Here is a 24,664-nt window from a genome sequence, read left to right on the forward strand (position 1 = left end):
ACCTCAATAGGAGCGTTACGGACGAAATGCAGCGCCCCAAGGGAAGCGCCCGACTTTTATGGATTTTAGAGCTTTGCGTGAGGCCACGTCGATCACGGTGACGTCACCCGATACACCGTTGGTGGTAAAAAGCTGTGATTTGTCGGCGTTGAACGCCATGTGCCAGACGCGGCGCCCCACAAGGATGTAATCTTCGACCTCGTAGGTTTCTGCATTCACAACAGCGATGTGGTTGGAAGGCCCCAACGCCACGAAGGCATGTGTGTCGTCTGTTGTAAATTCAAATCCCACGGGCTGCACGCGGTCTGGATGCACGCCTTGAACCTCAAAGCTGATCTTGGCCGTTTGCGTCTGTGTGGCCGTGTCAAACACCGTCAATGTGCCGCCGATTTCCGAACTGACCCACATCTGAGTGCCGTCTTTTGCAAACTCGGCGTGGCGGGGGCGGCTGTCGACCAACGTGTTGGCAAACAGGTCTTGGGTTTCGGTATCGATCCAATGGGCCATATTCGTGGTCTCGGATGTGGTGATGGCGATTTTGCCGTCGGGCGACACTGCCATGCCTTCGGGTTCCACACCCACATCGATTTGTGCCACCACTTTGCGGGTTTGTGTGTTGACCACGGTGGTGATCGCATCGTCTTCGTTGGCGATGTACAAATGGGTGTCGTCGGGGTGCAGAACGAATTGTTCGGGGTCTTCCCCAGATGGCAAATCGAACAGGATTTCGCCCGTTTCCGGGTCCATCACCTGTACCGCATCGCTGTCAGAGGCACAGATGTAGACGCGGCTGAAGTCTTTGGAAAAGGTGATGCCGCGCGGGCGTTCGCCTGTGGCGTAAGTGTTGATAACCTCAAGCGTTTCGGTGTCGATCACGGACACAGTGTCATCTTTTTCGTTGGTAACCCATATTTCGCCCGACCATGCGGTTGTCGCAGTCAGGGTCAGGACACAAAGGGCGGCGCTGCTGCGTAAAAAGGATGTCATTGGAAGGCCTCACAGTTGCTTTCGGGGCGGTCGATGCCAAGGGTATCAAGTTCATTCACCTGATGCAGAAACCCCTCTAACGGGGCTTGCGCGGCCAGTGCGCGGGGGTGGGCTATGGCTATGGGTTGGCGCAATTGCCCGTTCCACGCGCGGTACGTCAAAGGGCGGCCTTTAAATCCTGCCAGTTCAAAGGCTTCGGACATGACATAGGCCCGCAAGGTTTCGACATCCGTGGCATTGGTGCGTGTCACGGCCTCTCCTAATGTGCGCATAGCGGCCCATGCGGCATAGTCGTGGCTGTTCATTTTGCGGGCATGTTGATCTTCAAAGCGGCTTTGCAATTGTGCAGCGCCCCATTGTTCGATCACGGGCGACCATGTCTCCGCTGACAAGCCTTCGGAGCCTACGATGGGCCGGGCCTGCCATGTGTTGTATAAAACATACCGCCCAAAATCATGAACTTCATCAGCCAGAACAAGCGCGTCATAATCCCCAAAATCTTGGGTAAACAGCGGAATTTCCTGCGATGCCGTGCGTCGCATATCGGCATCAGCGTCCCATGTTTTTTCATCCGAGAGTTTCAGGCCGAACTTTGTCAGCGAAGCCCGCATGGCGTCGGCATAGGCGATGTCTTCGGGGTAAGTGCCTGCAATCATCACAAGATCGGTCCAGCGTTTCTGAACCAGAACCTGCGCCAATGCATCGGTGCGCATCGCGTGTGACGGTAAGCTGTGCAGCAGGTTTGCGCGGCAGTTGTCATCGCGCAAATCCACATCAGACGCAGATGTGTTGAACAACAAAGCATCTTGCGCTTGCGGCAGATCTGCAATGGCCAGCAGAATGTCGGCAGGGGCGTCCAAAATCAGATACGGTGACGCCTTTAGCATGTTTTGTGCGACAGCCATTGGATCAGCGGAAACATCAACCGTTTGGTGATCCAATGTGTAGGTTTGGCCCAAGAATTTGCCCGTTGTCAGATTGTCGCTTAGGCCGGTTTGTGCCCCTGCCAGTCCGGTGTCGTCGGGCACAGGATCCAGATTGGACAACGTCGCAGGTTGCGGTGTTGTCACGCGCAACAGCCCCACGCCGAGTGTCACATCCGACAGAGCCGGTTGTGCAGTCGCAACCACCATCAAAAAACCGAACACTCTAAGCATTTCGATGCCTCCCATGCTTCAGGCTAACAATGCCATTGAACCCAGTCGAATGATACTTTGGTCTTGGCACGTTTGGACCACAACCAAAGTCCAATACGCATCAACGCGGCGCTGCTCTAAACAAAACAAAAGGCGGCATCGTCGAGGGAGGATCGTTATGCGCACAGTGACACTTAAAGGGATTTTGACAGGGGGCTTTGTGTTTGCCTCAAGCGTGCTGGTGATGGCACATGGCGATGTGAACCCGCAGCCTGTGGACACGGCAGGATTGCCGGAAACGGGTGACGAATGGCTCACGGAAAACCCGTACCGCACAGAGGCTGCTGGCGAAGATGTGTGGTTCAAAGCCATCGAGATCGGCGCGTCAGGGTACAATCAGAACTGCGCCCGGTGCCATGGCCTTGAGGTTGTCTCGGGGGGGCTTGCGCCTGATTTGCGCTTTCTTGAGGCTGAAGAATACGGTGACGAATGGTACGTTGAACGCTTCCGCGTGGGATACACCCAAAACGGTACGACCAAGATGCCTGCATTTGGTGAATTGCTGGGTCAGGACGCGGCATGGGCCATTCGTACCTATATCGAAACCCGCCCCGACGGGGATGCTATGGAAGATGTCGCGGAAGAGTTGAAAACGATGCGTGACCAACTTGCGGGCTACTCAGAAGACGCCACAGGTGCGGATCCGGATGCACTGAAAGCGCGGCTTGGCGAAATCGCGTCTGGCATCGAAACCTTATCCGGGGCGCCTGTCGCCGATTCCGTGGCCTTTCGGGCGGCGAACTTGATTGATGGTACACCTGCATCCTATAAATCCGCATCAGAAACCCTGACAATTGGATTGTCGGCCACTCAGTAGGAACAAATCGCTGCGTACATTGCTTTTAACGACCGCTTTTGCTGTTGGAGTTTTGTTGTCAGGGCAGGCCCGGGCCGCTGATCCATGCGCCGATCATATCCCGCAACCCAAACCGCAAAATACGGGGCGCGATATTGTCGGTCAGGATATGGATGCCATTCAGGATCAAGGGCATATGTTGTTTGCGGTCTATGAAAACTTCCCGCCCTATTCGTGGCAAGAGGGCGGGCAACCGCGCGGCGTGGACATCGACATCGCACGCATCATCGCAGAGGACCTTGGCGTTGAGGCGCGTTTCAATTTTGTGGCGTCAGGCGAAAATCTGGAAGCGGACTTGCGCAACAACATCTGGAAAGGCGCTTTGATCGGGGGCCGCATATCCAATGTGATGATGCGTGTACCGTATGACAGCGCGTTTAAATGCAAGGTCGAACAAGTGGTGTTTACGGGCCAATACGGCGCGGAAAGCATTGCCATTGCCTATGACAAGGCAAGCTATCCGGATGAAAAGCCGGTGCCTGCCTACTTCCGGTTTGATGCTGTGGCTGTTGAGAACGATTCCATTTCGGACTTTTACCTGTCGTCTTTTGCCGGCGGCCAGTTGGCGGGCAAGGTGCAGCGATTTCCTGACATGACTGCAGCAATGGCTGCCTTGCGAAACGGACAGACCAAAGCGGCGATGGGGCCATTGGCACAGCTGGAACATGGCTTGGGCGATACAGCCGCAGTGCACCAGCCCCCTTTGGCGGGTTTTGCCGTCAGCAAATGGACGTTGGGTGTGGCTGTAAATTTCAGCTACAGGCCACTGTCCTACGCCGTGGATGATGCAATCAACTATGCGCTGCAAGACGGGCGCATTGGTGAAATCTACCAAAGTTACGGGCTGACGTTTCAGCAGCCGGAACGCTAGAACCAGACTTTTGTATTACACATTTGGTCCAATGGCCGTGCTTGAATATGGCATGGTATTGGGTGTGTGGAACAGCAAAGGGACACCGATATGAAACTCAGCGACAGCCGTACCATTAACGCAGATGCCGAAACGGTTTGGGCCGCTTTGTTGGATGCTGATGTTTTGAAGGCCTGCGTTCCGGGCTGTACCGAAATGAGCGGGTCCGCGGAAGACGGGTTTGAAGCCACGGTTGTGCAAAAAGTCGGCCCTGTGAAGGCGACATTCAAAGGTGTGGTGACGATCAGCGATCAACACGCGCCGTCAAACTTGACGATTTCGGGGGAAGGCAAAGGCGGTGCCGCGGGCTTTGCCAAAGGTGGCGCCGATGTGCGTCTGGAAGCGGACGGTCCAACCACAACGCTGCATTATGACGTAGAGGCCAAAGTGGGCGGCAAACTCGCCCAATTGGGCAGCCGCATCATTGACGGTTTTGCCAAGAAAATGGCCGATCAGTTCTTTACCAATTTTTCCGACGTTGTGGGCGGACCTTCAACGGATGACGCAGGCGGCACTATCGCGTCTGAAGACCCATCTGACGGCGGCGACGCACCTAAGAAAAAAGGCTGGTTGAAGGGGCTTATTGGCTAGGATCAGGACCTTAGGTTGGCTGCCGCGTGCCCCCTTAAAGGGTTGTCAGATTGCCGTCATGATCCACCAAGGTAATGCGGGTTGTTTGCGCACGCTTGTGTATGTCCTCGATCTGATCCCGCGTCGCCAACACCAACGCTGTGGACAGGCTGTCAGCCAGTGTCGCAGTGGGGGCTTCTACCGTCACCGTTGACCATCTTGGCATGGCATTTGGGTGCATAATATGGCTACGTTTCCCGACCTGAGTTGCGGCAGGGCTTGAGGTTGCGACAGCACCAGACGTCAAGGTTCTATGGCCCAAATGTCCGTGGTGTGGATCTTGCAGTCCTATCGTCCATGGGCCACCGACGCTTCGGTATTCCCCAATGTTCACAAGTGTTTTGGACAATCCCAAGGCCTCCAACATGTCTGTGACACGGTCGGTGGCATAGCCTTGTGCGATCCCGTTGAAGGTCAGCGCCTGTCCTTGACCAAGCTGAATATGGTGTGTGTCAAAGCGCACCCGGGACCACCCCACATGAGCAAGCGCATCGTCCATTGCCGTGCCCGAAGCCTGCGCGGCCCATAGCGGTTGCACAGTTGGATCAAACAACCCGTTCGTCATAGTATGCGCATGGTCTGCGGCCTGCATCAGATCGTGAAAGGCGGGGGCCGGGACCCGCAACTGCCCTGTTGTGTTCAACGCGACCAGTGCTGAATCGGGATCATATAGACTGAACAAGGCCTCTGTTTGCACGATGAGATGTTGGGCTTTGGCCAAAGCGGCTTTCGCTTGGGCGCGGGGGCCGCGAAACTGCAAAGATACCTCTGCTCCAAAGGCCCAACCCTGCCAACTGTGTGTCTGAGCCACTGCCGGCGACGCCGCGAACGCGGCCGAGATGGTCAAAAAGCGGCGTCGGTTCATCTTCATTTTGCAGCCATCCCCAATTTCCGCCCTTTGGCCGCCAAAATCAGCGGCACACATTGCGCTTGATCGTCGTGGATCGTCACGCAATCGAGGCATTGAAAGCACTCGGAATACTGGATTTCACCGGTTTTCTTAATGGCGCCGTAGTTGCATTTTACTTTGCACAACTGGCACGGCGACCCGCATTCAGCGCGACGTTCGATCCATTTGCGCCCACGCAGCAAACCACCAATGGCCATGACGGCCCCCAACGGGCAGACGTAGCGGCAAAACCCCTTGAACAAGACCATAGACAGTAGCAACAGGCCCAAGGCGTAGGCGACATAGTACCATTCGCGGATGAAGAAGGTGGTTATGGCGGTTTTGAAAGGCTCGACCTCGATGGCTTTGTCCAAGCGTGCGGGGGCCGTCAAAAGCATCAGAACCAAAGCTGCCAACACAATGTATTTCAACCATTTCAGCCGATTGTCCCATTCCGCTGACGGTTCAATTTGTGGCAGGCGCAAGAGGCGGCCAATGTGGTGGGCAAATTCCTGTAACGCGCCGAAAGGACAGAGCCATCCGCAAAACAACCCGCGCCCCCAAAGCACAAACCCCAAGATTGTTACGCCCCAGATGGCCAGCGAAAACGGATCATAGAGCAAAAAGGAATAGGACCCGCCATCCAGCGCAGTACGCCCCACAGCCAATGGTGTCGCAATCGACAACTGGCCTTGCCCCCACCACCCGATAAACCCGGTGACAAATGCCAAAATACTCAGCCGGATCGGGGTAAAGTATGGATGTCCGGCCAAACGGTTCAGGCGCAGCCCCAAAACAGCAACCAACCCCACCAGAAAAACGCCCAGAATGATTAAGTCCGTCTGGCGGTTGCGCAAGGCATCGACCCACGGCGGCGAAGGTTTGATTTGTTCAACGCGGGAATAAAAACGCGCAGGCGTCACATGGGTTACGTCGAAACTGGCTGAACCGATTTCCGGCTGAAAGGACCCGTGTTTGCGCAAGGCTTTGATGCTAAGTGTCCATTCACTTGTCGGATCAAACCCCAACCGCCGGTCCGTCCGCAAGATCAAAGCCGCCCCGTCATGCAACGCATCTGGCACGGCGTCGTTCAGTTCAACGTAGATATCGGAATCGCGAAATGCGATGGGAAATCCACCCTGTTCCGCGCTGATCAAATTTGGGGCGGTGTTGCGCACAAAGTCTTCGGTGACAAGGCCGTGGCGGGCGGTCTCAAGCACCAAAACAGGTTCGTCCTTTGTGGAGATCGACATGAAGTCTTGGAGTTCTTTGAAACTGTCTTTGCTTAAGACCGCCGAGGCCACGGACGGTGCTCCCAAATCAACAACCCAAAGGTCCAGAAAGGTTTCGTCCGGTGCGGCTGTGGCTTCGGGGTCGTCGTCTTCCCATAGCGTGTCCGCGAATTTGGCGTCAATTTCGCGGTTGGTGACAATTTTGCGCGTCACGATGCCTTGGGTCACAAGATCGTCCCACGTCAGGTCTTCACGGTAGTCGAGGTTTGGAAAGGACGGCGGGCCAGTTGAAATGCCGTTCATCTTCTCACGTGCCACTTTCAGAGCGGCTGCAAGAATGCTTTCATGGGCGATACGCACGGATGCCGTGCCCTTTGTGACGCCGTCCAAATAGACAAGAGCCGACCCTTCCGATCCTCCGCCATAAGGCGAACCCACCACAAGGCTGTCGGAAATCGAATGGCCGCGATATTGTTTGAAAAAATCGTAGAACAGGTTTTCGGGCAGGCCCGACACAAAGATCGGTTCATTGTGTGAAATCAGCTGCACATCCAGAAAACGCCCTTCAAGATCAAGCACCACAAGGACGTTGATCGCGGCGCCGGAAAAGCCGGGCAAGGGGGCCATCGGTTCTGTTTCAAAGACATATCCCGCTTCGGCCCCGCCAGAATTCAACAGTTGCCACACACCTTGATCGTTGACCTGATCCCCAAGTGACATGGGCGGCACAATGTAGGGGGCCAATACATCGCGTGTCAGTGGTTCGGCAAAGGCGGTAACGCAGGCGCACAGCCACATCAAAGCAGCGTAGAATACAGGGCGCAGAGCAAAACAGTTCGACATGACGAAAAGCCTAGTCGGGGACGCAATCGCGCAATATTGGACCAAGGTATGACTTAGGCGGTTTGGGGCTTTGGCGGGCTGCCGTTTCGTGACAGTTTGCAAAGATGCACCAACCGCGTCCCCAGATGCAGATACATGTCGTGTTCGTTTCATTGGCGGGCTTGATCGTGCTGTGGTGGGGGGCTGCGTTTTTGGAAGGCGATCCAGCCGTTTTGCCGAACCCGCGTGATGTTTGGGCTTTGATGATCGCCGAGACACAATCAGGCGAGTTGCCTCGCCACATGGCCGCCACGCTGCGAAGGGTTGGGTTTGCGTTTGGGCTTGCGATGATCTTTGGGGTCCTTTTGGGCCTTGCGCTGGGGGCTTATACGCAGCTGAACCGATGGCTCGGGCCTTGGGTTGTGGTTTTGCTGAATGTACCCGCCCTTGTGGTGATTGTGCTGTGTTATCTGTGGATCGGGTTAAACGAAACGGCGGCGATCACAGCGGTGGCAGTGAACAAGACGGCGATGGTTGCGGTGACGATCCGCGAAGGGGTACATGCGTTTGATCCAAAGCTTGCGGATATGGCGCGGGTCTTTCAGATGGGGCGGCGCAAGCGTTTCAGACATGTGACCCTGCCACAGCTTTGGCCGTTTATTGCGTCCAGTACGCGCAACGGTTTGGCGATTATTTGGAAAATCGTACTTGTGGTCGAATTTTTGGGGCGCAGCGATGGGGTTGGGTTCCAGATCCATCTGTACTTTCAACTGTTTGAAACAGGGTATGTTCTGGCTTATGCGCTTAGCTTTGTGGCGTTGATGTTGGTCATTGAATATGCCGTGATCGGCCAGATCGAAGCCCGCGCTGTGCGTTGGAAGACCGTACAGGCACAGTGATGCTGTTACAGTGACGCTTGCCCACAGAACCTAGAACAACAATGCACATCCCAAAGACGCCCGCAGCGCTTCAACCAAATCGTCCAGGGTTTCAGCGCTGGCATAGGTGCCGCCCGTGCGATCCGCCAGACAGCGCGATACGGCGTCTGACACGTTGTAGTCGTTGTCGGTTTGCCGGTCCCACGAAAAGAAGGACCCGCGCACCTTGAAGCCGATGACATGCACGGTGGTGTCTACGCCGGTTGCAGCCAGTTCCGCCGCAAGGGCGCAGGGTTGGCCGTTGCAGGTTTCTTTGCCGTCCGTGACCAGAACGATGGTGGCAGGTTTGCGCGTGTAATCCAGTGTTTGGGCCGCAAGCCCGACTGCCGCCGTCAAAGGCGTGCTGCCGGTGGGTTCCAAGGTATTCACAGCGTCCATCACGGCTTGGGCCGCGTTTGCCATCGGCGCAAAGCGCACATCAAGCCCTGTGCATTCGTCCACGCCGTTGGGGCCGTAAATAACCAATCCCAAGTGTCTGTTTCTGGCAATGTCAGGAATGGCATCCGCCATGGCGCGCCGTGCTTCAAAAATGCGTGGCTCGTCTATGTCATTGAACCCCATTTCAGCCATTGAGCCTGATCCGTCAAAGACAATCATCGCGTCCGCGCTGCAATCGTTAGTGGCTGCCGCAGGCGTGGCGGCAAGACAAAGGGCAAACAGGGGTGCATTTCGTTGCATGGGGACAGCGTTGCATGGTGTGGCCGACCTGTCCACTGGCCCAAAGTCTTAGGCGCGGAAGGGCGGTGCGGTCTTCAAGTTGCTTTGCGCGCCAGAATTATTCCAACGATCATAAAGGCAATGCCGGCCACCTTACGTAAAGATACTTCCGTCTTGATGGCGCCAAACAAGCCAAAGTGATCGATGGCGGTTGTGGCGACGATTTGCCCCAAAAGGACCAGAAAAATCGCATTTCCAAGCCCGATGATCGGGGCGATGGCTGTGACGGACAGCACATAGAACACCACGAAAAAGCCACCTGTCAGGGTCCATAGCGGGGGGAACTGCGATGGCAGGCGGGGCATGCCTTGCGCAAAAACCAGATAAGTCGCGGATAGGGCAAACCCGAAGAACATCAAAACAACAGTGGCAAAAACCGGACTGGCCAACCGTGCGCCAAGATTTGCGTTGATGGCGGCCATTGTGGGGATGCCGATGCCCGCGCCAAACACGATTAGACTAAGCAACCAGGGTTTCATGGGGCAGGGTCCTTGCCGTTATTCTGCAGCGACCAGGTCGTTCTGGTGATTTGTGTGGGCTTCCAACGTCTCAAGCAGGCTGTTTGCCAGATGCCAGGCCAGAACAGGCGGAACGGCATTGCCGATCATGCGCTCTGTTTCACGCAGCTTGGCTTTGAAGATGAAATCGTCGGGAAAGGTCTGGAAGCGGGCCGCTTCGCGCATGGAAATACGTCGGGGCAATTCGTAGTGGAACTGGTTGTTGCCATGACATTCTGCGCGAATGGTATGGGAGGTTTTGTTGGGGTCCAGTTTGCGGCCGCCCTGATCGCTGCTTTTCTTGGCCAGTGACCACACGTGGCTGTAGTCGGCGTCCTGCTCTAGTCCTGCAAGGTCGGCAATTGCTGCTTTGGAAGTGATCCAAGTGTGCTTGTCCAAGGTCGGTTTTGGCGGCGTAAAGGGCACGGTGCCGCCTTTGACGCCGACAATGAATACGCGTTCGCGGCGTTGGGGCACCTCAAAATCGGCCGCGTGATACAATTGGTAGGTGACGTCATAGCCAAGGGCCGTGAAATCCTCGAGCACCTGCTTGAGGCTGTCGGCGTTGTACTTGTACAGCAGGCCACGGACATTTTCGGCAACAAACACTTTGGGCTGCATGCGCCGCACGGTTTCGACCATGGCGCGGTACAATCCGCTGCGTTCGCCCGCAACGCCTGCACGTTTGCCGTTGATGGAAATGTCCTGACACGGAAAACCGCCCACAACGACATCACAAGCTTCTGGCAGGCTATCGAGGTGGCCCCAGACGTCGCCTTGTAAAATTGGGTGTTTCAGATTGTGTTCGTAGGTCTTGCACGCAAACGGGTTCAGGTCATTGGCCCAGATCACGTCAAAAGGGCGTTCCGCATAGTGTTTGCCAAGGAACGAGAATCCGCCCATCAGCCCAAGATCCATGCCGCCACAGCCGCTGAACAGGGACACCACTTTGTAGTTGTTTTTCATGTCGTATCCCCCTTTTGCGCAACGCCCGGCATGTTCATGCCCGGCTGGCTTTTGCTATCTGCCTATGGCGCTACTTTACCCTGCTCTTCCAAAAAGAGGTAGTCCGAAGGCGTCCAGTCTTGCGCAAACGCATCCGCGCGTTCCAGCCATTCCAACAGCCTGTCCTTGGCCGCAGGACATGTTCCCCAATACTCCAGAAACAATGCGTCTTCAAGATTGGTTGCGGCGGCGCGAAACTCTGTTTGGATGTCGATCAGGGCATTGATCAGAAAATTGCCTGTCGGTCCCTTTTCTCCAACGCTGCCTGCCGAATAAAGATCACGGGCCTGCGGGCATAAAACGCCGCGATAGGTCATCAGATACAGAACCGCATCCACATACTTGCGACGTTGCCGGGACCCGCCCACAATCTGGGGACACATCAACGCAGCTTCCGCCCTAAACTGCCGCTTTTGATGTTGTGGCAAGTCCATGTAAACCTGTACCTGTAAGGGCAGCGAATGTGACTGATTGTCGATGTCACTGTCTTCAAGCCACCAAAGCCGTTCCCCTTCCTTCAAACGCCCGCGAGCATATTGGCGGATCAATGGCATCTTGTCGTTCATCGGCAGCGACCGAAAATCTTCGTAGGTGGTGCCGAGATTCTCGAACAACGGGGTCTGTGTGCCGATTTCGATTTCGAAACGTGGAACATGGCTTGTGCGGACATGCATGATGGAATTGCCATAATCCGCCCAACGGACTTCGGGGGTGCCGCCGAATTTTCCGTAGATGACGTAGATTTGATCGACGTCCTTGGCCCGTTGGCCCTCGGAAACGGAGTTGGCGATGCACCGCCAGCTGTTGCTTTCCGTGGCTTTGACCTCAACGCCGAAGCCACCAACAACGATATCGGGAAATCCCTGATCAATGTCGGGCTGTGCGTCCAGTCCGGTGCCGTGCAGCAAATCCCCCATCACCGTGCGCACGCGCAATTCAAAGGCGCTGGGCTTATGGTGCTGGGTGCTGGCGCGGGCTTCGGCGGTCAATTGTACACACGCCGCGGCCAACACGTCTTCAAACTGGGTTTTGTCCATGTTGTACGCCCTTTTGTCGGCGCAGAGTGCAGGGCGCGGAATGATTCTGCTAGGTGCAGTGTTGCGCTGTGTCCACTGGACAGTGCAGTGACATTGCATGGCCCGAAACCTGACCGATCAGGCCAGGCGTCGGACGGAGCAAAACAGATTAAGTCTGAGTGGCCAGCTTGAACAGCAGGTAAAGCCCCAAACCGATGCCGCTTAAACCAGTGCCAAGGGCCCCCACCAGACGGCAAAGCACAAAAATGCGGGCGCCGTTTTCTTGGCCATGCGACCCCGACAGGGAAGAAAATGCAATGCCGTGGCAGATGCGTGCCACTAGAAAGGTAAGGCCAAGTGCGGTTGTGACGATGCTGCCACCTGTCAGCAGTTCGGCGAAACCCAGTACGACCAGAAAAATCGCGGCGTTCTCGGCCAGGTTCCCGTGGCGGCGAATTTTTCTTTCCAGCTCCTTATCCGTGCCAAATCCGACGCCAATCGACACCTTTCCCCGATAAGTGCCTGCAATCATCATAAAAATCTGTTGCAGGACGATCAAAAAAGCACCGACCGATGCAGCGACATAAGGAAATTCCATTGTGTGTCTCCAGTGTTGCGGACGGGGACGTCCGATTGGGTTTACACCATATTTGACGCGCAAAATTGCGTTGTCATTCGGATTTTTCGCACCATAGTGGCGCATTTACGCACCGCTACCCTCGTGTAAATGACCCAATATCCGGGGCTTCGCATCCTGCATGACGTTCTCTGCGAAGGTCATAAAGGCTCTGATGCGTGCAGTCTGACGCAGGTCGCTGTGTGTCAGTAACCAAATGTCACGGGCTTTCATGGGCTTGCGTGACGTGGCGCGAACCAGTTCAGGGTCACTGTCGCCCATCATGCAAGGCAGCATCGCCAGACCAAGCCCACCCCGTGCGGCCGCCTGTTGCATGGCCGGCTCGGGGAAATGCCCCCAAAGAGGCACACGTCCAAAACCGGCCTCTTTGGTCCAGGCGGGAAACCTGTTTTTGCCTGCATGCCATGCAACCCAACGGGCCTCTTCCGGGCGGGTCTCGAAATCATGATCGTCAAGATATTTTTGCGTCGCGTAAACGGTCTGAAAATAAGGAAACAGTCGCTTACCCACCAACGTCTGAGGGGGATTGTTGTCGATGCGCAGCGCGATGTCGGCTTCACGGCGGGACAAATCAATGACCTTTGTGGTCATAATCATGTGGACTTCTATGTTCGGGTGCAGTTTCGCGAATTCAGCCAAACGCGGGGCAAATGCATGTACGGCCAAGGATTCCGCCATGGTGACTGTGATTTTTCCACTCAAGTCGCGATCTTGCCCTGAAATGAAGCGCTCAGTGTTGTTCAAAAGCAAACCACATTCCTGTACCGTTCCCGAAAACGTCTCGCCTGCCGCCGTCAGGACATAACCCTCCGGTCTGCGGTCAAACAGCTTTGTGCCAAGCGCGTGTTCCAGACTGTCGATGCGGCGGCTGATTGTGGAATGATGGACCTTCAATTCTTTCGCAGCCCGACGCACCGACCCTGCCACTGCGACCACTGCGAAGCTTTTGACGTCCTCCCAGTCCAAATTCTGAGCACCTAACACTGTCTTTCCTTTCTGCATCACCAACTGATTTGCTCTGTCCGAATGGGCGTCTTGCAAAATGCGTGTGCCAAAAACCTATCGAGTCGTTTTTCTAAATCAAGGACTTCAGGAATGATCGGTAATTCAACTCTCTGAGGGTTGTTCTCTTTGGCAGAGGCGCCACTAGGACAAAAGAGCAAAAAACACCCCAAAGCGGGACTTTGACAAAGCGATCAAATCACACACTGCCAATGCCCGACAAAATAGGCCTACAACCAACACAAGGACTTAAGACAGGGAATGGAGGCGAGTACCGGAATCGAACCGGTGTACACGGATTTGCAATCCGCTGCATAACCACTCTACCAACTCGCCGCCTTTGAGTGTGAGATGCGTCCTAGCGGATAAAACTGGGCCTAGCAAGAGGGGCTAGGTGCAATTTGCATCATCCTTCCGTTGCCCCTTGGCGGTAGATATGGCACATCTGGTCCAACCGGATTCTGAACGAATGAGTTTAGCTACATGACAGACTTCTCCGCACGCCGTACAATGATGGTCGACACGCAAGTGCGTCCTTCGGATGTGACCAAATTCCCTATCATCGAAGCCATGCTTTCTGTGCCCCGCGAAGACTTCGTGCCGAATGCACAAAAGGAAGCGGCGTATATGGGGGAAAACCTTGAACTCGGGGGCGGACGCGTTGTGCTTGAACCGCGCAGTTTGGCGAAAATGCTGGACGGCTTGGATATCTCCAACGATGAGCTGGTTTTGGATGTGGGCTGCGCGTTTGGTTATTCCTCTGCAGTGATTGCCCACATGGCGCAGGCGGTGGTTGCGCTGGAAGATGATGAGACAGCCGCGCGTGACGCGGCGGATGCATGGAGCGCCGCAGGCATCGACAATGTGGTGCCACATGTCGGTCCTTTGACGGCAGGCGCACAAGAACACGGGCCCTATGACGTGATTGTTGTTCAGGGCGGGGTTGCCCATATCCCGGATACAATCCTGAACCAGTTGAAAGAAGGCGGACGCATTGCCGCGTTGTTCATGGATGGTGCATTGGGCGAAGCGCGTATCGGCTACAAAATGGATGGCAAGATCACTTGGCGTCTTGCTTTCAACGCAGGGGCGCCTGTCTTGCCCGGTTTTGAAAGCCACGCCAAGTTTCAATTGTAAGCTAATGCAATTGGCGCGGCCTTTTGTGCCGTGCCGAACCTACCCACGACAGAAGGAGTGCGGTGTATGCGAGTTTTGAACAATCAAATGCGGAAAATTGGGCAAATGCGGAAAATCGGGATGCGGATGGCCACAGCCTTTGTGGTTTTGTCGCCGGTTGCTTTGGTGCCGATGGCGGCGCACTCTGACACTTTGGGCGATGCATTGACAAGCGCCTACAACCACAGCGGACTTTTGGAACAAAACCGCGCATTGCTGCGTGTCGCTGACGAAAATGTTGCATCCGCGGCGGCCGCTTTGAAACCGATCCTGAACTGGTCAGTGACCGCGGAATACCGCGACACCTCTCCGACATCGTTTTTTTCCCCGCGAAATCCGGTGACGGACGTCACAGCACAGATAACAGCCAGCTTGCTTTTGTATGATAGCGGTGGATCCAAAGCGAGCATCGACGCATTGAAAGAGACGGTTCTGGCGACGCGTGCGGGCCTTGTTTCCATCGAACAGCAGATTATGCTGCGCGCAGTTGCCGCCTACTTCAACTTGCGTCAAAGCGGTGAAATCGTTGCGTTGCGTCGCAACAATTTACGCTTGTTGACGCAAGAATTGCGGGCGGCACGCGACCGGTTCGAACTGGGCGACATCACACGCACGGACGTCGCCTTGGCGGAAGCCCGATTGGCTCAGGCGCGAAGTGGTTTGGCCACTGCCGAAGGCAACCAGATCAAAGCTGTCGAGGAATTTCGAAATGTTGTCGGACGTAAGCCTGGCCGTTTGAATGTGCCCAAGCTTCCAAAAGTCGAAACCAACCTGAAACGCGCCAAATCCTTGGCTGTGCGCAGCCACCCGGATATGGCGCAGGTCCAACATCAGGTTGCGTCTTTAGAACATAGCATTTTCGCAGCCAAAGCCGCGATGGATCCGACTTATACGTTGAACGGGTCTGTACGTGCCGTTGAGACCTACAATGCAGATACATCAAGCACACGGGCCGCAGTTGGCGTGACAGTACAGGGCCCGATCTATCAGGGTGGCGCTTTGTCATCTGCTGTGCGCCGTGAAATCGCGCGTCGGGATGCGGCACGCGGTAATTTGCATGTGGTGCGCCACAACGTGCAACAGGAAGTTGGCAACGCCTTTGCGGACGTAGGGATTGCACGCGCAAGTCTTGAAGCCAGCGAACGCCAGATCCGTGCATCGCGTGTGGCCTTTCGTGGCGTTCGCGAAGAGGTCAAAGTCGGCTCAAGGACCACTTTGGATGTTCTGGATGCGGAACAGGAACTTCTTGATGCCGAAGCATCTCGTATCACAGCCCAAAGCCAGCAGTATGTGGCAGCCTATACGGTGCTGGCTTCGATGGGGCTTTTGACTGCCAAGAACATGAACCTGCCTGTACAGCAATATGATCCTGCAGCTTACTATGAGCTGGTCAAGGATGGTGTCGCCGTACGCAGCAAGCAAGGACGCCAATTGGACAAGGTTCTGCGGGCTTTGCAAAAAGACTGACGGATTTTAAGCACCTGTTGTCCGAATCTCGGGCGCTCTGTAAGGTGTCCGTGAGGCAAGAGTGGTAAATAAAAATGTCAGACCCCGTGAAAAGCGTGGAAGTTGAGGACGTTCTGTCCTCTATCCGCCGTTTGGTTTCCGAAGATCGACCCGCTGTAGCGGCTGCTGTGCAAGCGCCTGTCACGCAGGATCGGCTTGTTTTGACGCCTGCATTGCGGGTCATGGACGCTTCCGAAACATCGCAAGACAGTGATCCTGTGGCGTCTTTGTCGACGGTTCAAACCGACGATGGTGACACTGCGCCTGCGCAAAACGGCGATGACGAATGGGCACATGCGCCCGAAGATGTGTCAGAAACACCACACCAAGCTGACGCCGAAGATCACGCAAACCACGCTGACCATGGGGACGATCTACAAGGCAAGGCCGACGATGAAGCCCCGTTTGTCAACGTGGAGGACGACCACGCAGGCCGCCACGCAGATGGCAGCCAAGAAGGGCACGAAAATTCACACGATGACGGGGTGGTGATGGATTGGGATCAGCGGATGGCTGATTTCGCAGCGCGTTCCGGTGACGCCGACGTGCAGGATACCGAGACGACAGAGCATCAAGACCACAGTGAATCTGCGCCCGAAGCCTTACAAACGGATAATGCGCCATCACGTGACGCGGACACGCAGGACACGCCTGAGTTCGAAGGACATGACGCCGTCGCGGACACTGACACTGCGGACACTGACACTGCGCAGACTGACAATCTTGACGCCGATGATGGCACTCAAGATGTTGTCGAGGCCGAATTGATGGGTCCTGAAGAGCCGTTTGGACACGCGGCGCAAGCAGAAACACTGACTTCCAAGATTGCAGCGCTGGAAGCCGTGATTGGAAAACGGGACGATGAATGGGAACCGGATGATACCGGTGACAGCGATTATTCCGGCACCGAAGCGCCTTCCATGACTTGGGATGACGCGGAACCTGAAGCGATCGACGCAACAGTCGTTCAGGGCGCGAATGATTTTGCAGAAACGTCGGATATTGCAGACATCCTGGATGAAGAAACCTTGCGTGAAATGGTCAGTGATATTGTCCGCGAAGAGCTGCAAGGCGCTTTGGGCGAACGCATCACACGCAATGTCCGTAAGCTGGTGCGCCGCGAAATTCATCGCGCAATAGCCGCACAAGATCTAGAGTAGGTGCCTGCCTGCGCACGTTGGCTGGAACAGGTCTGCGTCTTGGTGCATTTTGGTCCATTTGAATGAATACGCCGGCGCATCTTCTATTGGGCGCGGCGTGTTTTGCCCGTCCGGCTACATCAAAACTATTGCTTGCCGCGATGTTCGGGGCGGTTTTACCTGACCTGTCGTTGTATGTGTTGGCAGGCGGGGCGTTGTTCCTTTTCGATTTGCCGCCGGCTTACGTTTTTGGCGAATTGTATTTTTCGGAACTGTGGCAAAGCATTTTCGCCGTGGACAATTCGTTTGTGGTTTGGGCCGCTTTGCTGGCGGCGGCCTTGTGGTCGCGGCAGGCATGGGCGATTGCGATATGCGGGGCCGCCATTTTGCATCTGGCGCTGGATTTCCCGCTCCATCATGATGACGGGCGTGCCCATTTTTGGCCGTTGACGTCTTGGGTGTTTGAAAGCCCTTACAGCTACTGGGACAGGCACCATGGGGCGCATTGGGTGGCGCCAATAGAGGCGGCAGCAGCAACAGTCAGTGCCGGGGTGCTTTGGAAACGGCAACTGCCAGTTTGGGCGGCGTCGCTTGTAGGGGCGTTGCTGGTGGCAGAGCTTTGGGTGGTGCGCCAATGGCTGTTTGTCTTTGGCGGTTGAACCCTACCCGTGCGGTGTATGCCCGCAAAAGCCAGCGTGACGTCAAAAACCAACAGGTTGAAACGCAAAACGCGCCCGAGCAGAGGGCGCGTTTTACGTAGCAGTCTTAAACGATTGCGATCAGGCGGCTTCGGCCTGCTGTGCCGCGTTGCGGCGTTCGCTTTCTTCGCGTGACAAAGCAACGGAAGTCCGCACACCTTTGCCAACAAATTCCATCAAGCCGGTCACAACCCGCTCGTTGGGGTCGATACCCGCGCAGCTTAGAACTTCACGCCCATCGCGGGACCGTGCCCAACGTGCGATTTGTTCTGGACCATTGCCATATTTCTTGTCATCCGCAATGGCGTCGTCCAATGCAGCCAATACCACGGCTGCGAATAGTTTACGTGCACGATTGCCTTGTTCGTTGTTAAAGGCAGTGCCGTCGACAAAATCTTTCATTCGTCGTCCTTTCAATTATTCTTGCTCTTGTGTTTTCGGCGTGAAGCTTCTTATGACTGGTTTTCTCCGATTCGGATACCCTAATCTTGCATAGCTCCGTTGCATTTTACGCAAGTCTCGCCGCGACGCAGCGCAATATTTCGTTGTCTTGTTCGGCTCATCACAACAAGATATAGGGTCAGTAAATCTTTCATCAACCTTTAGACACGGTTTTGCCACAATGCCCAAAATTAACGGAAACGAAATTCGCCCAGGTAACGTACTTGAGCACAACGCAGGCCTTTGGGCTGCTGTGAAGGTAGACCACGTCAAACCCGGCAAGGGCGGCGCCTTTGCACAAGTCGAACTGCGCAATCTGCGCAACGGATCCAAATTGAACGAACGCTTCCGCAGCGCCGACAAAGTTGAACGCGTGCGTCTTGAACAAAAAGACCAACAGTTCTTGTATGAAGACGATGGCATGCTGGTTGTGATGGACATCGAAACCTACGAGCAGATCCAATTGCCGGCAGACCTGTTGGGCGAACGCCGCCCGTTCTTGCAAGACGGCATGACCATTGTTGTGGAATTCCACGAAGCCGAAGCCCTGAACGCGACAATTCCGCAAAAGGTGATCTGCAAGGTTGTGGAAACAGAGCCTGTCGTCAAAGGCCAGACTGCGGCCAACTCGTTTAAGCCTGCGATTTTGGACAATGGCGTCAAGGTCATGGTACCGCCGTTTGTAGGTCAGGATGAAGACATCGTGGTGAACACCGAAACCATGGAATATTCAGAGCGCGCCTAATTCTGCGTCTCTATCCAATATGGAACCCGCCAGTCCCAAGCCCCATGCGGTATCCGCAGGGGGTGTTCGGGACGGCGGGTTTTTCTTTGTGGCGGATGCTTCTAATCGGGGACTTTTCTAACCGGGAAAGTGGCAGGCCACTCCGTTTTCCAATTGGGGGCGTTTTTCAGTGCATAAGGCTGCCGCTTTGGGGCATCTTTGTGCAAAGGCGCAACCAAGGGGCGGGTTGATGGGGCTTGGCGGGTCGCCCGAGATGTTCAATGGCCGCGTGTATCCTTGGGATTTGCGCCGTTTCAAAGAGGGTGCCGCCGATAACAAAGCTTGCGTGTAGGGGTGTTGCGGCGCGTCAAACAATTGCTCGACCGGAGCCTGCTCGACGATTTTGCCCAAGTACATCACGGCCACATCATCACAGACGTGGCGCACGACGCCCAGATCGTGGCTGATGAACAGATAACTTAATCCCAAATCACGTTTCAGCTTTGCCAAAAGGTTTAGGATTTGGGCTTGGATGGCGACATCCAATGCGGATACCGGTTCGTCGCACACCAAGAGTTTGGGATTGGTGGTCAATGCCCGAGCAATCGAGATACGCTGGCGTTGTCCGCCGGAAAACTGGTGTGGAAACAGGCTAAGTTGGTCTTCGCGCAGGCCCACCAATGCGAACAACTCGCGGACACGTTCCATCCTGTCCGCAGGGGTGCCGATGTCCAGAAGGTCCAAGGGTTCGCGCACGATGTCACCTACGCGTGCACGCGGGTTCAGTGACGAATACGGGTCTTGAAAGATCAGCTGCACATCGCGTCGCCGCGCACGCATGTCTTCGTCGCTAAGCTTCAGCAGGTCGTCGCCTTCAAATAACACTTTGCCGGACGTGGATTGTGTCAACCGGATTGCCGCCATCGCGGCGGTTGTTTTGCCCGATCCGCTTTCGCCGACGATCCCAAGGGCACGGCCTTTTTTCAAGGTAAAGGAAACGGCGCGCACCGCCTCAAGATGGGGGCGCGGTGCGAACATGCGGGGGCGGGGCAGCGCAAAGCGTACTGTCAGGTCTTGGACGTCCAGCAAAGTGGTCATAGCCGTGCCTCCTCGACGCCGTGGCAGGCGGCGGGGTGATGGCCATGATCCAGAAGGGCCGGTTTTTCGCGCAAGCATCGCGCATCTGCATGCGCACAGCGTGCAGCAAAGGCGCAGCCGTTCCCCAAAAGATGTAAGGGCGGCACGACGCCGGGGATTTCCTTTAACCCGCCGTCCGCTTTGCCCAAAGCGGGAATGCAGTCGATCAGACCCCGTGCATAGGGGTGTTGCGGCGTGTCCAACACGGCGTCGGCGCTGGCGGTTTCAATGACGCGGCCTGCATACATAACGGACACGCGGTCTGCCATTTCGGCAATCGCGCCCATATCGTGGGTGATCAGAAGGATCGCAGCGCCAAAATCACGTTGGATTTCGTTCAGAAGGTCGAAGATTTGCGCCTGCACCGTGACATCCAGCGCGGTTGTGGGTTCATCCGCAATCAGCAACTTAGGGCGGCAGGACACAGCCATGGCAATCATAACCCGTTGGCGCATGCCCCCTGAAAGCTGGTGTGGATAGTCACGTGCGCGTTTGTCAGGTTCGGGGATGCCGACGCGGTCCAACAGGGCCACGGCGTCTTTCATGGCCTGATCGCGTGTGGTGTTTTGATGTAGCATGATCGCTTCGGCGATCTGGGCGCCAACAGTGAACACAGGATTCAAAGAGCTCATGGGTTCCTGAAAAATCATTGCCGCTTCACCGCCGCGCATCTGGCGCAATCGGGCCTGCGGGGCGCCGACAAATTCTTCGCCTGCCAGTTTGATTGACCCGGCTTTGATGCGGCCCGGTGGCTGTGGGATCAGCCCCATAACCGACAAGGCTGTAATGGATTTTCCACAGCCGCTTTCACCGACGATACCCAGTGTTTCGCCCTCATTGACGTGCAGGGACACGGAATCAAGAGCCGTCACTTCGCCGTGCCGTGTCGCAAAGGTCACGGCCAGATCGTTGATTTCCAGAAGCGGGCTCATCGTTGTCTCAGTTTCGGATTAAAGGCGTCGTTCAGCCCGTCGCCCACAAGGGATACAGCGAAGACTGTTAGAAAAATGGCAAGGCCGGGAAAGGTCACTGGCCACCATGCGTCAAGGATGTATTCGCGGTTGGCGCCGATCATCAGCCCCCATGACATCACATTGGGATCGCCAAGGCCCAAAAAGGACAGGCCCGCTTCAAACAATATGGCGACGCCGATGGTCAAAGTGGCCGAAACGATCAAGGGGGGTGCCGCGTTGGGCAAAATTACCTTCCAGATGATGCGCTTGTTGCGTGCGCCAATGGCGCGGGCGGCTGTGACGTATTCCAGTTCTTTGATTTTCAAAAACTCGGCCCGCGTCAATCGCGCGGTTTGGGGCCAACTTACAACACCGATGGCGATGGCAATGGTCCACATCGAGGGCGAAAAGAGTGTGACCAAAACCATGGCAAACAGCAATGCTGGCAAGACCTGAAAGAATTCGGTGAAGCGCATCAAAAGGTTGTCGATCCAACCGCCATAGAAGCCCGCCAAAGCCCCCAGCGATATGCCAATGACCATGGTGATTGCCGCCGCCACGGCCCCCACTGTCAGTGTTGGCCCGCCGCCTGTCAAAATGCCTGCCATCAAATCACGGCCCAAATAGTCGGTGCCCAATGGAAATTCGGGTGTCGCGCCGGGGGGCTCATGGGGGGCCCAAACAATGTCGAAAGGGTCGCCACCATAAAGCAATGCGCCGTAAAGTGTGGCGAGAATAATGGCAATCAACAGAACCAGTCCGAACACCGCAGGGATATTGCGCCGGAACATCCGCCATGCTTCTAGCCCTGGGCTTTCGGCTGTGAATTCGGTATTTTCGGTCATGGTGTCATCGTCCCCGCAGGCGTGGATCAGCCCAGCGATAGCTGAGATCGGTGATCAGGTTCGCAATCACAACCATCGCGGAGGCAAAAAATAACACACCCAGAATGGTCGGATAGTCGCGCCGCAGAATGCTGTCGAACGCCAAGCGCCCCATTCCGGGCCAGTTGAAAACTGTTTCTACCAGCAAAGCGCCAGAAATCAGATTGCCAAATTGCAAACCTGCAACCGTCAGGATGGGCAGCGCCGCATTGCGCAGAGCATGTTTGAACAAAACGCTGCCTTCGGACGCACCTTTGGCACGGGCGGTTCTGATGTAATCCGAACTGAGCACCTCAAGCATAGAGGCCCGTGACAGCCGTGCGTATTGTGCCAAATAGATGATCGCCAGCGTGAAGGCGGGCAGAACAAGGTGGTGGGCGATATCCAGCGTTTTGATCCAAAGGCTGGCATCGCGCAGTTTCACCGACTGCATGCCCTCCACAGGAAAAACGGGCAAGACGGAAGCAAACAGGATGATCAGCATGATCCCTGTCCAGAACACCGGCACGGCGTAACCGATCGTGGCAAAAACCGACACAAACCCTGACAGGATACCATTGGGTTTGCGTGCAGCAATGACGCCTAGAAAAACGCCCAATGCGATGGACAGGATTTGCGCTGTAATCACCAGAAGGATGGTTGGTCCGACGCGCAATGCGATCAAGGACGATACAGGCTGGTTGAAAAAGAAACTATCCCCAAGATCGCCTGTGGCAACGCCCGAGATGTAGATCCAAAGCTGTGTTGATAGCGGTTTATCAAGGCCGTAGTCGGCGCGGATGCTGGCCAGCACCTCTTCCGTTGCGCCGCCCATTTCGCCCGCGATGACGACTGCTGGATCACCTGGTGCCAAACGGATCAGAAGGAAATTCAAAACCACGACGCCCAGCATCAGCAAAAGTCCGTATCCGACGCGGCGTAGGATGTAAGAGGCGGTCATGGGGTAAGCTTTCTGGCCGGGTTGCGTGTTGCAAATGCAAGATGCCTCCGGCGGAGGTTTATTTCGCGAGATGAAGGGATCGGGCGGCGCTTTGGGTTCGCCGCCCGACTGATTTTAAAGGTTTATTCGCCCCATTCGATCATATCCATCGGGTGCATTGTACCCCAGATGCCTGTCGGCACGTTCTTCAACTTGCTGTTGTAGGCCGTGTGGTAAGGCAGCGCGTTGATCCAATAGACGGGCAGATCTGCAGCCACTTGTTGTTGGAACTCTGCATACAAAGATGCGCGTTTGGCATCATCCAATTCGACCGCGGCCGCATTCAGCAATTCGTCAACTTTGGCGTTGCTGTATTGCTGCGTGTTTGACCAGATCACGCCTTTTTTGATGTTGTCGCTCAGATATGAGCGGTGCACACCGATCACAGGATCCCCCCAGTTGAAGACGATGTCCATCGACAGTTCAAAGTCATGTCCGCCAACGCGGCCCGCCCATGTCGGGAAATCAGGTGCCGCCCGAACGGTCAGCGCGATACCTATCTTCTTGAGCTGCGACTTCATGTATTCCGCAATGGACTGCTGTTGTTCCTTTGGTCCCGGAATATAGTCGATTGTCAGCTCCATCCCGTCGCCGAACCCTGCCTCTGCCATCAAGGCGTTGGCCTTGTTGAGATCGACATCGTAGCTTGGGATTGTCTCGTCAAAGTAGGGCGAGCTTTCGATGATCGGACCACGCTGGGCCGTTGAAACACCGCGGTGCAGCGCTTTGGTGATAAAGTCGCGGTCCACCGCATAGGAAATGGCCTGACGCACGCGCACGTCGCTCAGTTTTGGGGAAGCCGTATTGAAGGCCAGCCAGTTGATCGGACCAACCGCTGCATAGCCGTCGGTTGTGATGGACAGCGCGTCAACTTTTTCCAGCCGTTTGATTTCCTGGCTGCCTGCCATGAACGGATACATATCCGCATCGCCGTTTTCCATTGCGATCAGCAAGGCGGATGGATCTTTGATGATGCGGATGATGATCTCATCCAGTTTTGGGCGTCCGTCGATAAAGAAGTTGGGGTTCTTCTTCATGATCACAGCTTCGCCGGGCGTAAATTCTTCCAGCATGAAGGGGCCGGACCCGACAGGCGCAGAGTTGGCTGGATGCGATTTCGCGTCCTGGCCGTCGCCGTAGATGTGTTTGGGCAAAACCGGCGCCAATGCAGGCGACAGGGCCAAAAGCAACGCGGGGTGCGGTTTATCAAGGTTGATGACGACGGTGTGCGCGTCGGGTGTATCGATTGTGGACACGGGCGCGAACATGGATTTGAAAGGGTGGTTTTCCTTGGTTGTCATGATGGAAAACGCAACGTCTTCGGATGTTACAGGCTTACCGTCGTGGAAGGTCGCATTCTGCACAAGGTTCAGCGTTACCGACATGCCGTCGTCTGCGACCGTCCAACTTTCGGCCAGATAGGGCTGTGGTTCCCAATTTTCGTCGTAGCGCAGGGGTGACGCAAAAATTTGGGTGGATGGCACGGCTGTGGCGATCCCGGACTGCACTGCACCGTTAAGATGGCGTGGAACTTGGGTCGAGGCGATCACCAAAGTTCCCCCTTCGGCATGGACAAGCGGGGCAGATGCCATGCCTGCCACGACGATCGCGGCTGCGCCCAGAAGGCGTGTCATTACTGTCATGTTGGACTCCCTTAGAATTGTTTTTTTGGGTGTTATTGATCTGAGGCTAG

Annotated in this window: 25 protein-coding genes and 1 tRNA gene; 9 read left to right on the top strand and 17 right to left on the bottom strand. The window is 55.6% G+C overall.

All coding sequences use genetic code 11. The features are described 5' to 3' along the window. Window positions 1-15: 15 nt before the first annotated feature. Together ASD8599_RS05615 and ASD8599_RS05620 are read right to left on the bottom strand one after the other, a co-directional pair. Window positions 16-987, bottom strand: coding sequence for a YVTN family beta-propeller repeat protein (locus ASD8599_RS05615; RefSeq protein WP_108827626.1), 972 nt, complete (start codon window positions 985-987; stop codon window positions 16-18). After that, entirely contained in the window at window positions 984-2,144 is a 1,161-nt protein-coding gene (locus ASD8599_RS05620) for an ABC transporter substrate-binding protein (protein WP_108830023.1), read from the bottom strand. The genes ASD8599_RS05615 and ASD8599_RS05620 overlap by 4 nt, the downstream gene beginning before the upstream one ends. 157 nt (window positions 2,145-2,301) lie before the next feature. On the opposite strand from ASD8599_RS05620, the gene pedF reads away from it, so the two are divergent. From pedF to ASD8599_RS05635, 3 genes are all read left to right on the top strand, one after another. Further along, entirely contained in the window at window positions 2,302-3,000 is a 699-nt protein-coding gene (gene pedF, locus ASD8599_RS05625; RefSeq protein WP_108827627.1) for a cytochrome c-550 PedF, read from the top strand. 55 nt (window positions 3,001-3,055) lie between these two features. After that, window positions 3,056-3,910 carry a substrate-binding periplasmic protein gene (locus tag ASD8599_RS05630; protein ID WP_245925936.1) on the top strand — a complete coding sequence of 285 codons (855 nt, stop codon included), beginning with the start codon at window positions 3,056-3,058 and terminating at the stop codon, window positions 3,908-3,910. A gap of 90 nt (window positions 3,911-4,000) precedes the next feature. After that, complete coding sequence (locus ASD8599_RS05635; RefSeq protein WP_108827628.1) at window positions 4,001-4,540, top strand: SRPBCC family protein; 540 nt, start codon at window positions 4,001-4,003, stop codon at window positions 4,538-4,540. A 34-nt stretch (window positions 4,541-4,574) separates the two neighbouring features. Here ASD8599_RS05635 and ASD8599_RS05640 read toward each other — a convergent pair whose 3' ends face one another. Together ASD8599_RS05640 and ASD8599_RS05645 are read right to left on the bottom strand one after the other, a co-directional pair. Then, window positions 4,575-5,450, bottom strand: coding sequence for an FAD:protein FMN transferase (locus ASD8599_RS05640; RefSeq protein WP_108827629.1), 876 nt, complete (start codon window positions 5,448-5,450; stop codon window positions 4,575-4,577). Next, window positions 5,447-7,543 (bottom strand): 4Fe-4S binding protein, encoded by a 2,097-nt coding sequence (locus ASD8599_RS05645; protein WP_108827630.1) that lies wholly within the window; start codon window positions 7,541-7,543, stop codon window positions 5,447-5,449. The genes ASD8599_RS05640 and ASD8599_RS05645 overlap by 4 nt, the downstream gene beginning before the upstream one ends. Before the next feature lie 104 nt (window positions 7,544-7,647). Between ASD8599_RS05645 and ASD8599_RS05650 the strand changes: the two genes are divergently transcribed. Next, window positions 7,648-8,421 (top strand): ABC transporter permease, encoded by a 774-nt coding sequence (locus ASD8599_RS05650; RefSeq protein WP_108827631.1) that lies wholly within the window; start codon window positions 7,648-7,650, stop codon window positions 8,419-8,421. Window positions 8,422-8,451: 30 nt separating this feature from the next. On the opposite strand, the gene ASD8599_RS05655 is transcribed toward ASD8599_RS05650, so the two are convergent. From ASD8599_RS05655 to ASD8599_RS05685, 7 genes are all read right to left on the bottom strand, one after another. Continuing rightward, window positions 8,452-9,138: a vWA domain-containing protein gene (locus tag ASD8599_RS05655; RefSeq protein WP_245925937.1), complete on the bottom strand. Its 687-nt coding sequence runs from the start codon at window positions 9,136-9,138 to the stop codon at window positions 8,452-8,454. Window positions 9,139-9,212: 74 nt separating this feature from the next. Next, window positions 9,213-9,656 (bottom strand): DMT family transporter, encoded by a 444-nt coding sequence (locus ASD8599_RS05660; protein WP_108827632.1) that lies wholly within the window; start codon window positions 9,654-9,656, stop codon window positions 9,213-9,215. Window positions 9,657-9,674: 18 nt separating this feature from the next. After that, window positions 9,675-10,640, bottom strand: coding sequence for a DNA cytosine methyltransferase (locus ASD8599_RS05665; RefSeq protein WP_108827633.1), 966 nt, complete (start codon window positions 10,638-10,640; stop codon window positions 9,675-9,677). A 62-nt stretch (window positions 10,641-10,702) separates the two neighbouring features. After that, entirely contained in the window at window positions 10,703-11,716 is a 1,014-nt protein-coding gene (locus ASD8599_RS05670) for a restriction endonuclease (protein ID WP_108827634.1), read from the bottom strand. A gap of 148 nt (window positions 11,717-11,864) precedes the next feature. Beyond that, on the bottom strand, window positions 11,865-12,293 hold the full coding sequence (locus ASD8599_RS05675) for an MAPEG family protein (protein ID WP_181364415.1): 429 nt from the start codon (window positions 12,291-12,293) through the stop codon (window positions 11,865-11,867). A gap of 105 nt (window positions 12,294-12,398) precedes the next feature. Beyond that, the gene (locus ASD8599_RS05680) at window positions 12,399-13,316 is read right to left on the bottom strand and encodes a LysR family transcriptional regulator (protein ID WP_181364416.1); all 918 of its coding nucleotides are present in this window, start codon (window positions 13,314-13,316) and stop codon (window positions 12,399-12,401) included. A gap of 280 nt (window positions 13,317-13,596) precedes the next feature. After that, window positions 13,597-13,670 (bottom strand) — tRNA-Cys (locus ASD8599_RS05685). 147 nt (window positions 13,671-13,817) lie between these two features. Here ASD8599_RS05685 and ASD8599_RS05690 point away from each other — a divergent pair. The 4 genes from ASD8599_RS05690 (at window position 13,818) to ASD8599_RS05705 (ending at window position 17,814) form a co-directional block, all read left to right on the top strand. Beyond that, window positions 13,818-14,471 carry a protein-L-isoaspartate O-methyltransferase family protein gene (locus ASD8599_RS05690; protein ID WP_108827637.1) on the top strand — a complete coding sequence of 218 codons (654 nt, stop codon included), beginning with the start codon at window positions 13,818-13,820 and terminating at the stop codon, window positions 14,469-14,471. 66 nt (window positions 14,472-14,537) lie between these two features. Next, the gene (locus ASD8599_RS05695; RefSeq protein ID WP_245925939.1) at window positions 14,538-15,977 is read left to right on the top strand and encodes a TolC family outer membrane protein; all 1,440 of its coding nucleotides are present in this window, start codon (window positions 14,538-14,540) and stop codon (window positions 15,975-15,977) included. A gap of 74 nt (window positions 15,978-16,051) precedes the next feature. Then, the gene (locus tag ASD8599_RS05700) at window positions 16,052-17,176 is read left to right on the top strand and encodes a hypothetical protein (RefSeq protein ID WP_108827638.1); all 1,125 of its coding nucleotides are present in this window, start codon (window positions 16,052-16,054) and stop codon (window positions 17,174-17,176) included. 62 nt (window positions 17,177-17,238) lie between these two features. Continuing rightward, on the top strand, window positions 17,239-17,814 hold the full coding sequence (locus ASD8599_RS05705; protein ID WP_108827639.1) for a cobalamin biosynthesis protein CobQ: 576 nt from the start codon (window positions 17,239-17,241) through the stop codon (window positions 17,812-17,814). Window positions 17,815-17,934: 120 nt separating this feature from the next. Here the strand turns inward: ASD8599_RS05705 and ASD8599_RS05710 are convergent, their stop codons facing one another. Then, window positions 17,935-18,255: a DUF6280 family protein gene (locus ASD8599_RS05710; RefSeq protein WP_108827640.1), complete on the bottom strand. Its 321-nt coding sequence runs from the start codon at window positions 18,253-18,255 to the stop codon at window positions 17,935-17,937. Window positions 18,256-18,475: 220 nt separating this feature from the next. On the opposite strand from ASD8599_RS05710, the gene efp reads away from it, so the two are divergent. After that, on the top strand, window positions 18,476-19,039 hold the full coding sequence (efp, locus tag ASD8599_RS05715) for an elongation factor P (RefSeq protein WP_108827641.1): 564 nt from the start codon (window positions 18,476-18,478) through the stop codon (window positions 19,037-19,039). Window positions 19,040-19,156: 117 nt separating this feature from the next. Here efp and ASD8599_RS05720 read toward each other — a convergent pair whose 3' ends face one another. From ASD8599_RS05720 to ASD8599_RS05740, 5 genes are all read right to left on the bottom strand, one after another. After that, entirely contained in the window at window positions 19,157-20,116 is a 960-nt protein-coding gene (locus tag ASD8599_RS05720; RefSeq protein WP_108827642.1) for an ABC transporter ATP-binding protein, read from the bottom strand. Next, a complete protein-coding gene (locus ASD8599_RS05725; protein WP_108827643.1) occupies window positions 20,113-21,087 on the bottom strand; it encodes an ABC transporter ATP-binding protein in 975 nt (324 codons plus the stop codon). Before ASD8599_RS05725 ends, ASD8599_RS05720 begins: the two co-directional genes overlap by 4 nt. Continuing rightward, entirely contained in the window at window positions 21,084-21,953 is an 870-nt protein-coding gene (locus ASD8599_RS05730) for an ABC transporter permease (RefSeq protein ID WP_108827644.1), read from the bottom strand. Before ASD8599_RS05730 ends, ASD8599_RS05725 begins: the two co-directional genes overlap by 4 nt. A 4-nt stretch (window positions 21,954-21,957) precedes the next feature. Beyond that, window positions 21,958-22,932: an ABC transporter permease gene (locus ASD8599_RS05735; RefSeq protein WP_108827645.1), complete on the bottom strand. Its 975-nt coding sequence runs from the start codon at window positions 22,930-22,932 to the stop codon at window positions 21,958-21,960. Between the two features lie 122 nt (window positions 22,933-23,054). Next, entirely contained in the window at window positions 23,055-24,614 is a 1,560-nt protein-coding gene (locus tag ASD8599_RS05740; protein ID WP_108827646.1) for an ABC transporter substrate-binding protein, read from the bottom strand. Window positions 24,615-24,664: the final 50 nt, after the last annotated feature.

It is taken from the genome of Ascidiaceihabitans donghaensis (genome assembly GCF_900302465.1).
In the GTDB taxonomy this organism is placed as follows: domain Bacteria; phylum Pseudomonadota; class Alphaproteobacteria; order Rhodobacterales; family Rhodobacteraceae; genus Ascidiaceihabitans; species Ascidiaceihabitans donghaensis.

Excerpts from the sequence above, each read along its gene's own strand:
- ASD8599_RS05615 (WP_108827626.1), bottom strand. The coding sequence starts at position 987 with ATGACATCCTTTTTACGCAGCAGCGCCGCCCTTTGTGTCCTGACCCTG.
- ASD8599_RS05620 (WP_108830023.1), bottom strand. The coding sequence starts at position 2,144 with ATGCTTAGAGTGTTCGGTTTTTTGATGGTGGTTGCGACTGCACAACCG.
- pedF (WP_108827627.1), top strand. The coding sequence starts at position 2,302 with ATGCGCACAGTGACACTTAAAGGGATTTTGACAGGGGGCTTTGTGTTT.
- ASD8599_RS05635 (WP_108827628.1), top strand. The coding sequence starts at position 4,001 with ATGAAACTCAGCGACAGCCGTACCATTAACGCAGATGCCGAAACGGTT.
- ASD8599_RS05640 (WP_108827629.1), bottom strand. The coding sequence starts at position 5,450 with ATGAAGATGAACCGACGCCGCTTTTTGACCATCTCGGCCGCGTTCGCG.
- ASD8599_RS05645 (WP_108827630.1), bottom strand. The coding sequence starts at position 7,543 with ATGTCGAACTGTTTTGCTCTGCGCCCTGTATTCTACGCTGCTTTGATG.
- ASD8599_RS05650 (WP_108827631.1), top strand. The coding sequence starts at position 7,648 with ATGCACCAACCGCGTCCCCAGATGCAGATACATGTCGTGTTCGTTTCA.
- ASD8599_RS05655 (WP_245925937.1), bottom strand. The coding sequence starts at position 9,138 with ATGCAACGAAATGCACCCCTGTTTGCCCTTTGTCTTGCCGCCACGCCT.
- ASD8599_RS05660 (WP_108827632.1), bottom strand. The coding sequence starts at position 9,656 with ATGAAACCCTGGTTGCTTAGTCTAATCGTGTTTGGCGCGGGCATCGGC.
- ASD8599_RS05665 (WP_108827633.1), bottom strand. The coding sequence starts at position 10,640 with ATGAAAAACAACTACAAAGTGGTGTCCCTGTTCAGCGGCTGTGGCGGC.
- ASD8599_RS05670 (WP_108827634.1), bottom strand. The coding sequence starts at position 11,716 with ATGGACAAAACCCAGTTTGAAGACGTGTTGGCCGCGGCGTGTGTACAA.
- ASD8599_RS05675 (WP_181364415.1), bottom strand. The coding sequence starts at position 12,293 with ATGGAATTTCCTTATGTCGCTGCATCGGTCGGTGCTTTTTTGATCGTC.
- ASD8599_RS05690 (WP_108827637.1), top strand. The coding sequence starts at position 13,818 with ATGACAGACTTCTCCGCACGCCGTACAATGATGGTCGACACGCAAGTG.
- ASD8599_RS05695 (WP_245925939.1), top strand. The coding sequence starts at position 14,538 with ATGCGAGTTTTGAACAATCAAATGCGGAAAATTGGGCAAATGCGGAAA.
- ASD8599_RS05700 (WP_108827638.1), top strand. The coding sequence starts at position 16,052 with ATGTCAGACCCCGTGAAAAGCGTGGAAGTTGAGGACGTTCTGTCCTCT.
- ASD8599_RS05705 (WP_108827639.1), top strand. The coding sequence starts at position 17,239 with ATGAATACGCCGGCGCATCTTCTATTGGGCGCGGCGTGTTTTGCCCGT.
- ASD8599_RS05710 (WP_108827640.1), bottom strand. The coding sequence starts at position 18,255 with ATGAAAGATTTTGTCGACGGCACTGCCTTTAACAACGAACAAGGCAAT.
- efp (WP_108827641.1), top strand. The coding sequence starts at position 18,476 with ATGCCCAAAATTAACGGAAACGAAATTCGCCCAGGTAACGTACTTGAG.
- ASD8599_RS05720 (WP_108827642.1), bottom strand. The coding sequence starts at position 20,116 with ATGACCACTTTGCTGGACGTCCAAGACCTGACAGTACGCTTTGCGCTG.
- ASD8599_RS05725 (WP_108827643.1), bottom strand. The coding sequence starts at position 21,087 with ATGAGCCCGCTTCTGGAAATCAACGATCTGGCCGTGACCTTTGCGACA.
- ASD8599_RS05730 (WP_108827644.1), bottom strand. The coding sequence starts at position 21,953 with ATGACCGAAAATACCGAATTCACAGCCGAAAGCCCAGGGCTAGAAGCA.
- ASD8599_RS05735 (WP_108827645.1), bottom strand. The coding sequence starts at position 22,932 with ATGACCGCCTCTTACATCCTACGCCGCGTCGGATACGGACTTTTGCTG.
- ASD8599_RS05740 (WP_108827646.1), bottom strand. The coding sequence starts at position 24,614 with ATGACAGTAATGACACGCCTTCTGGGCGCAGCCGCGATCGTCGTGGCA.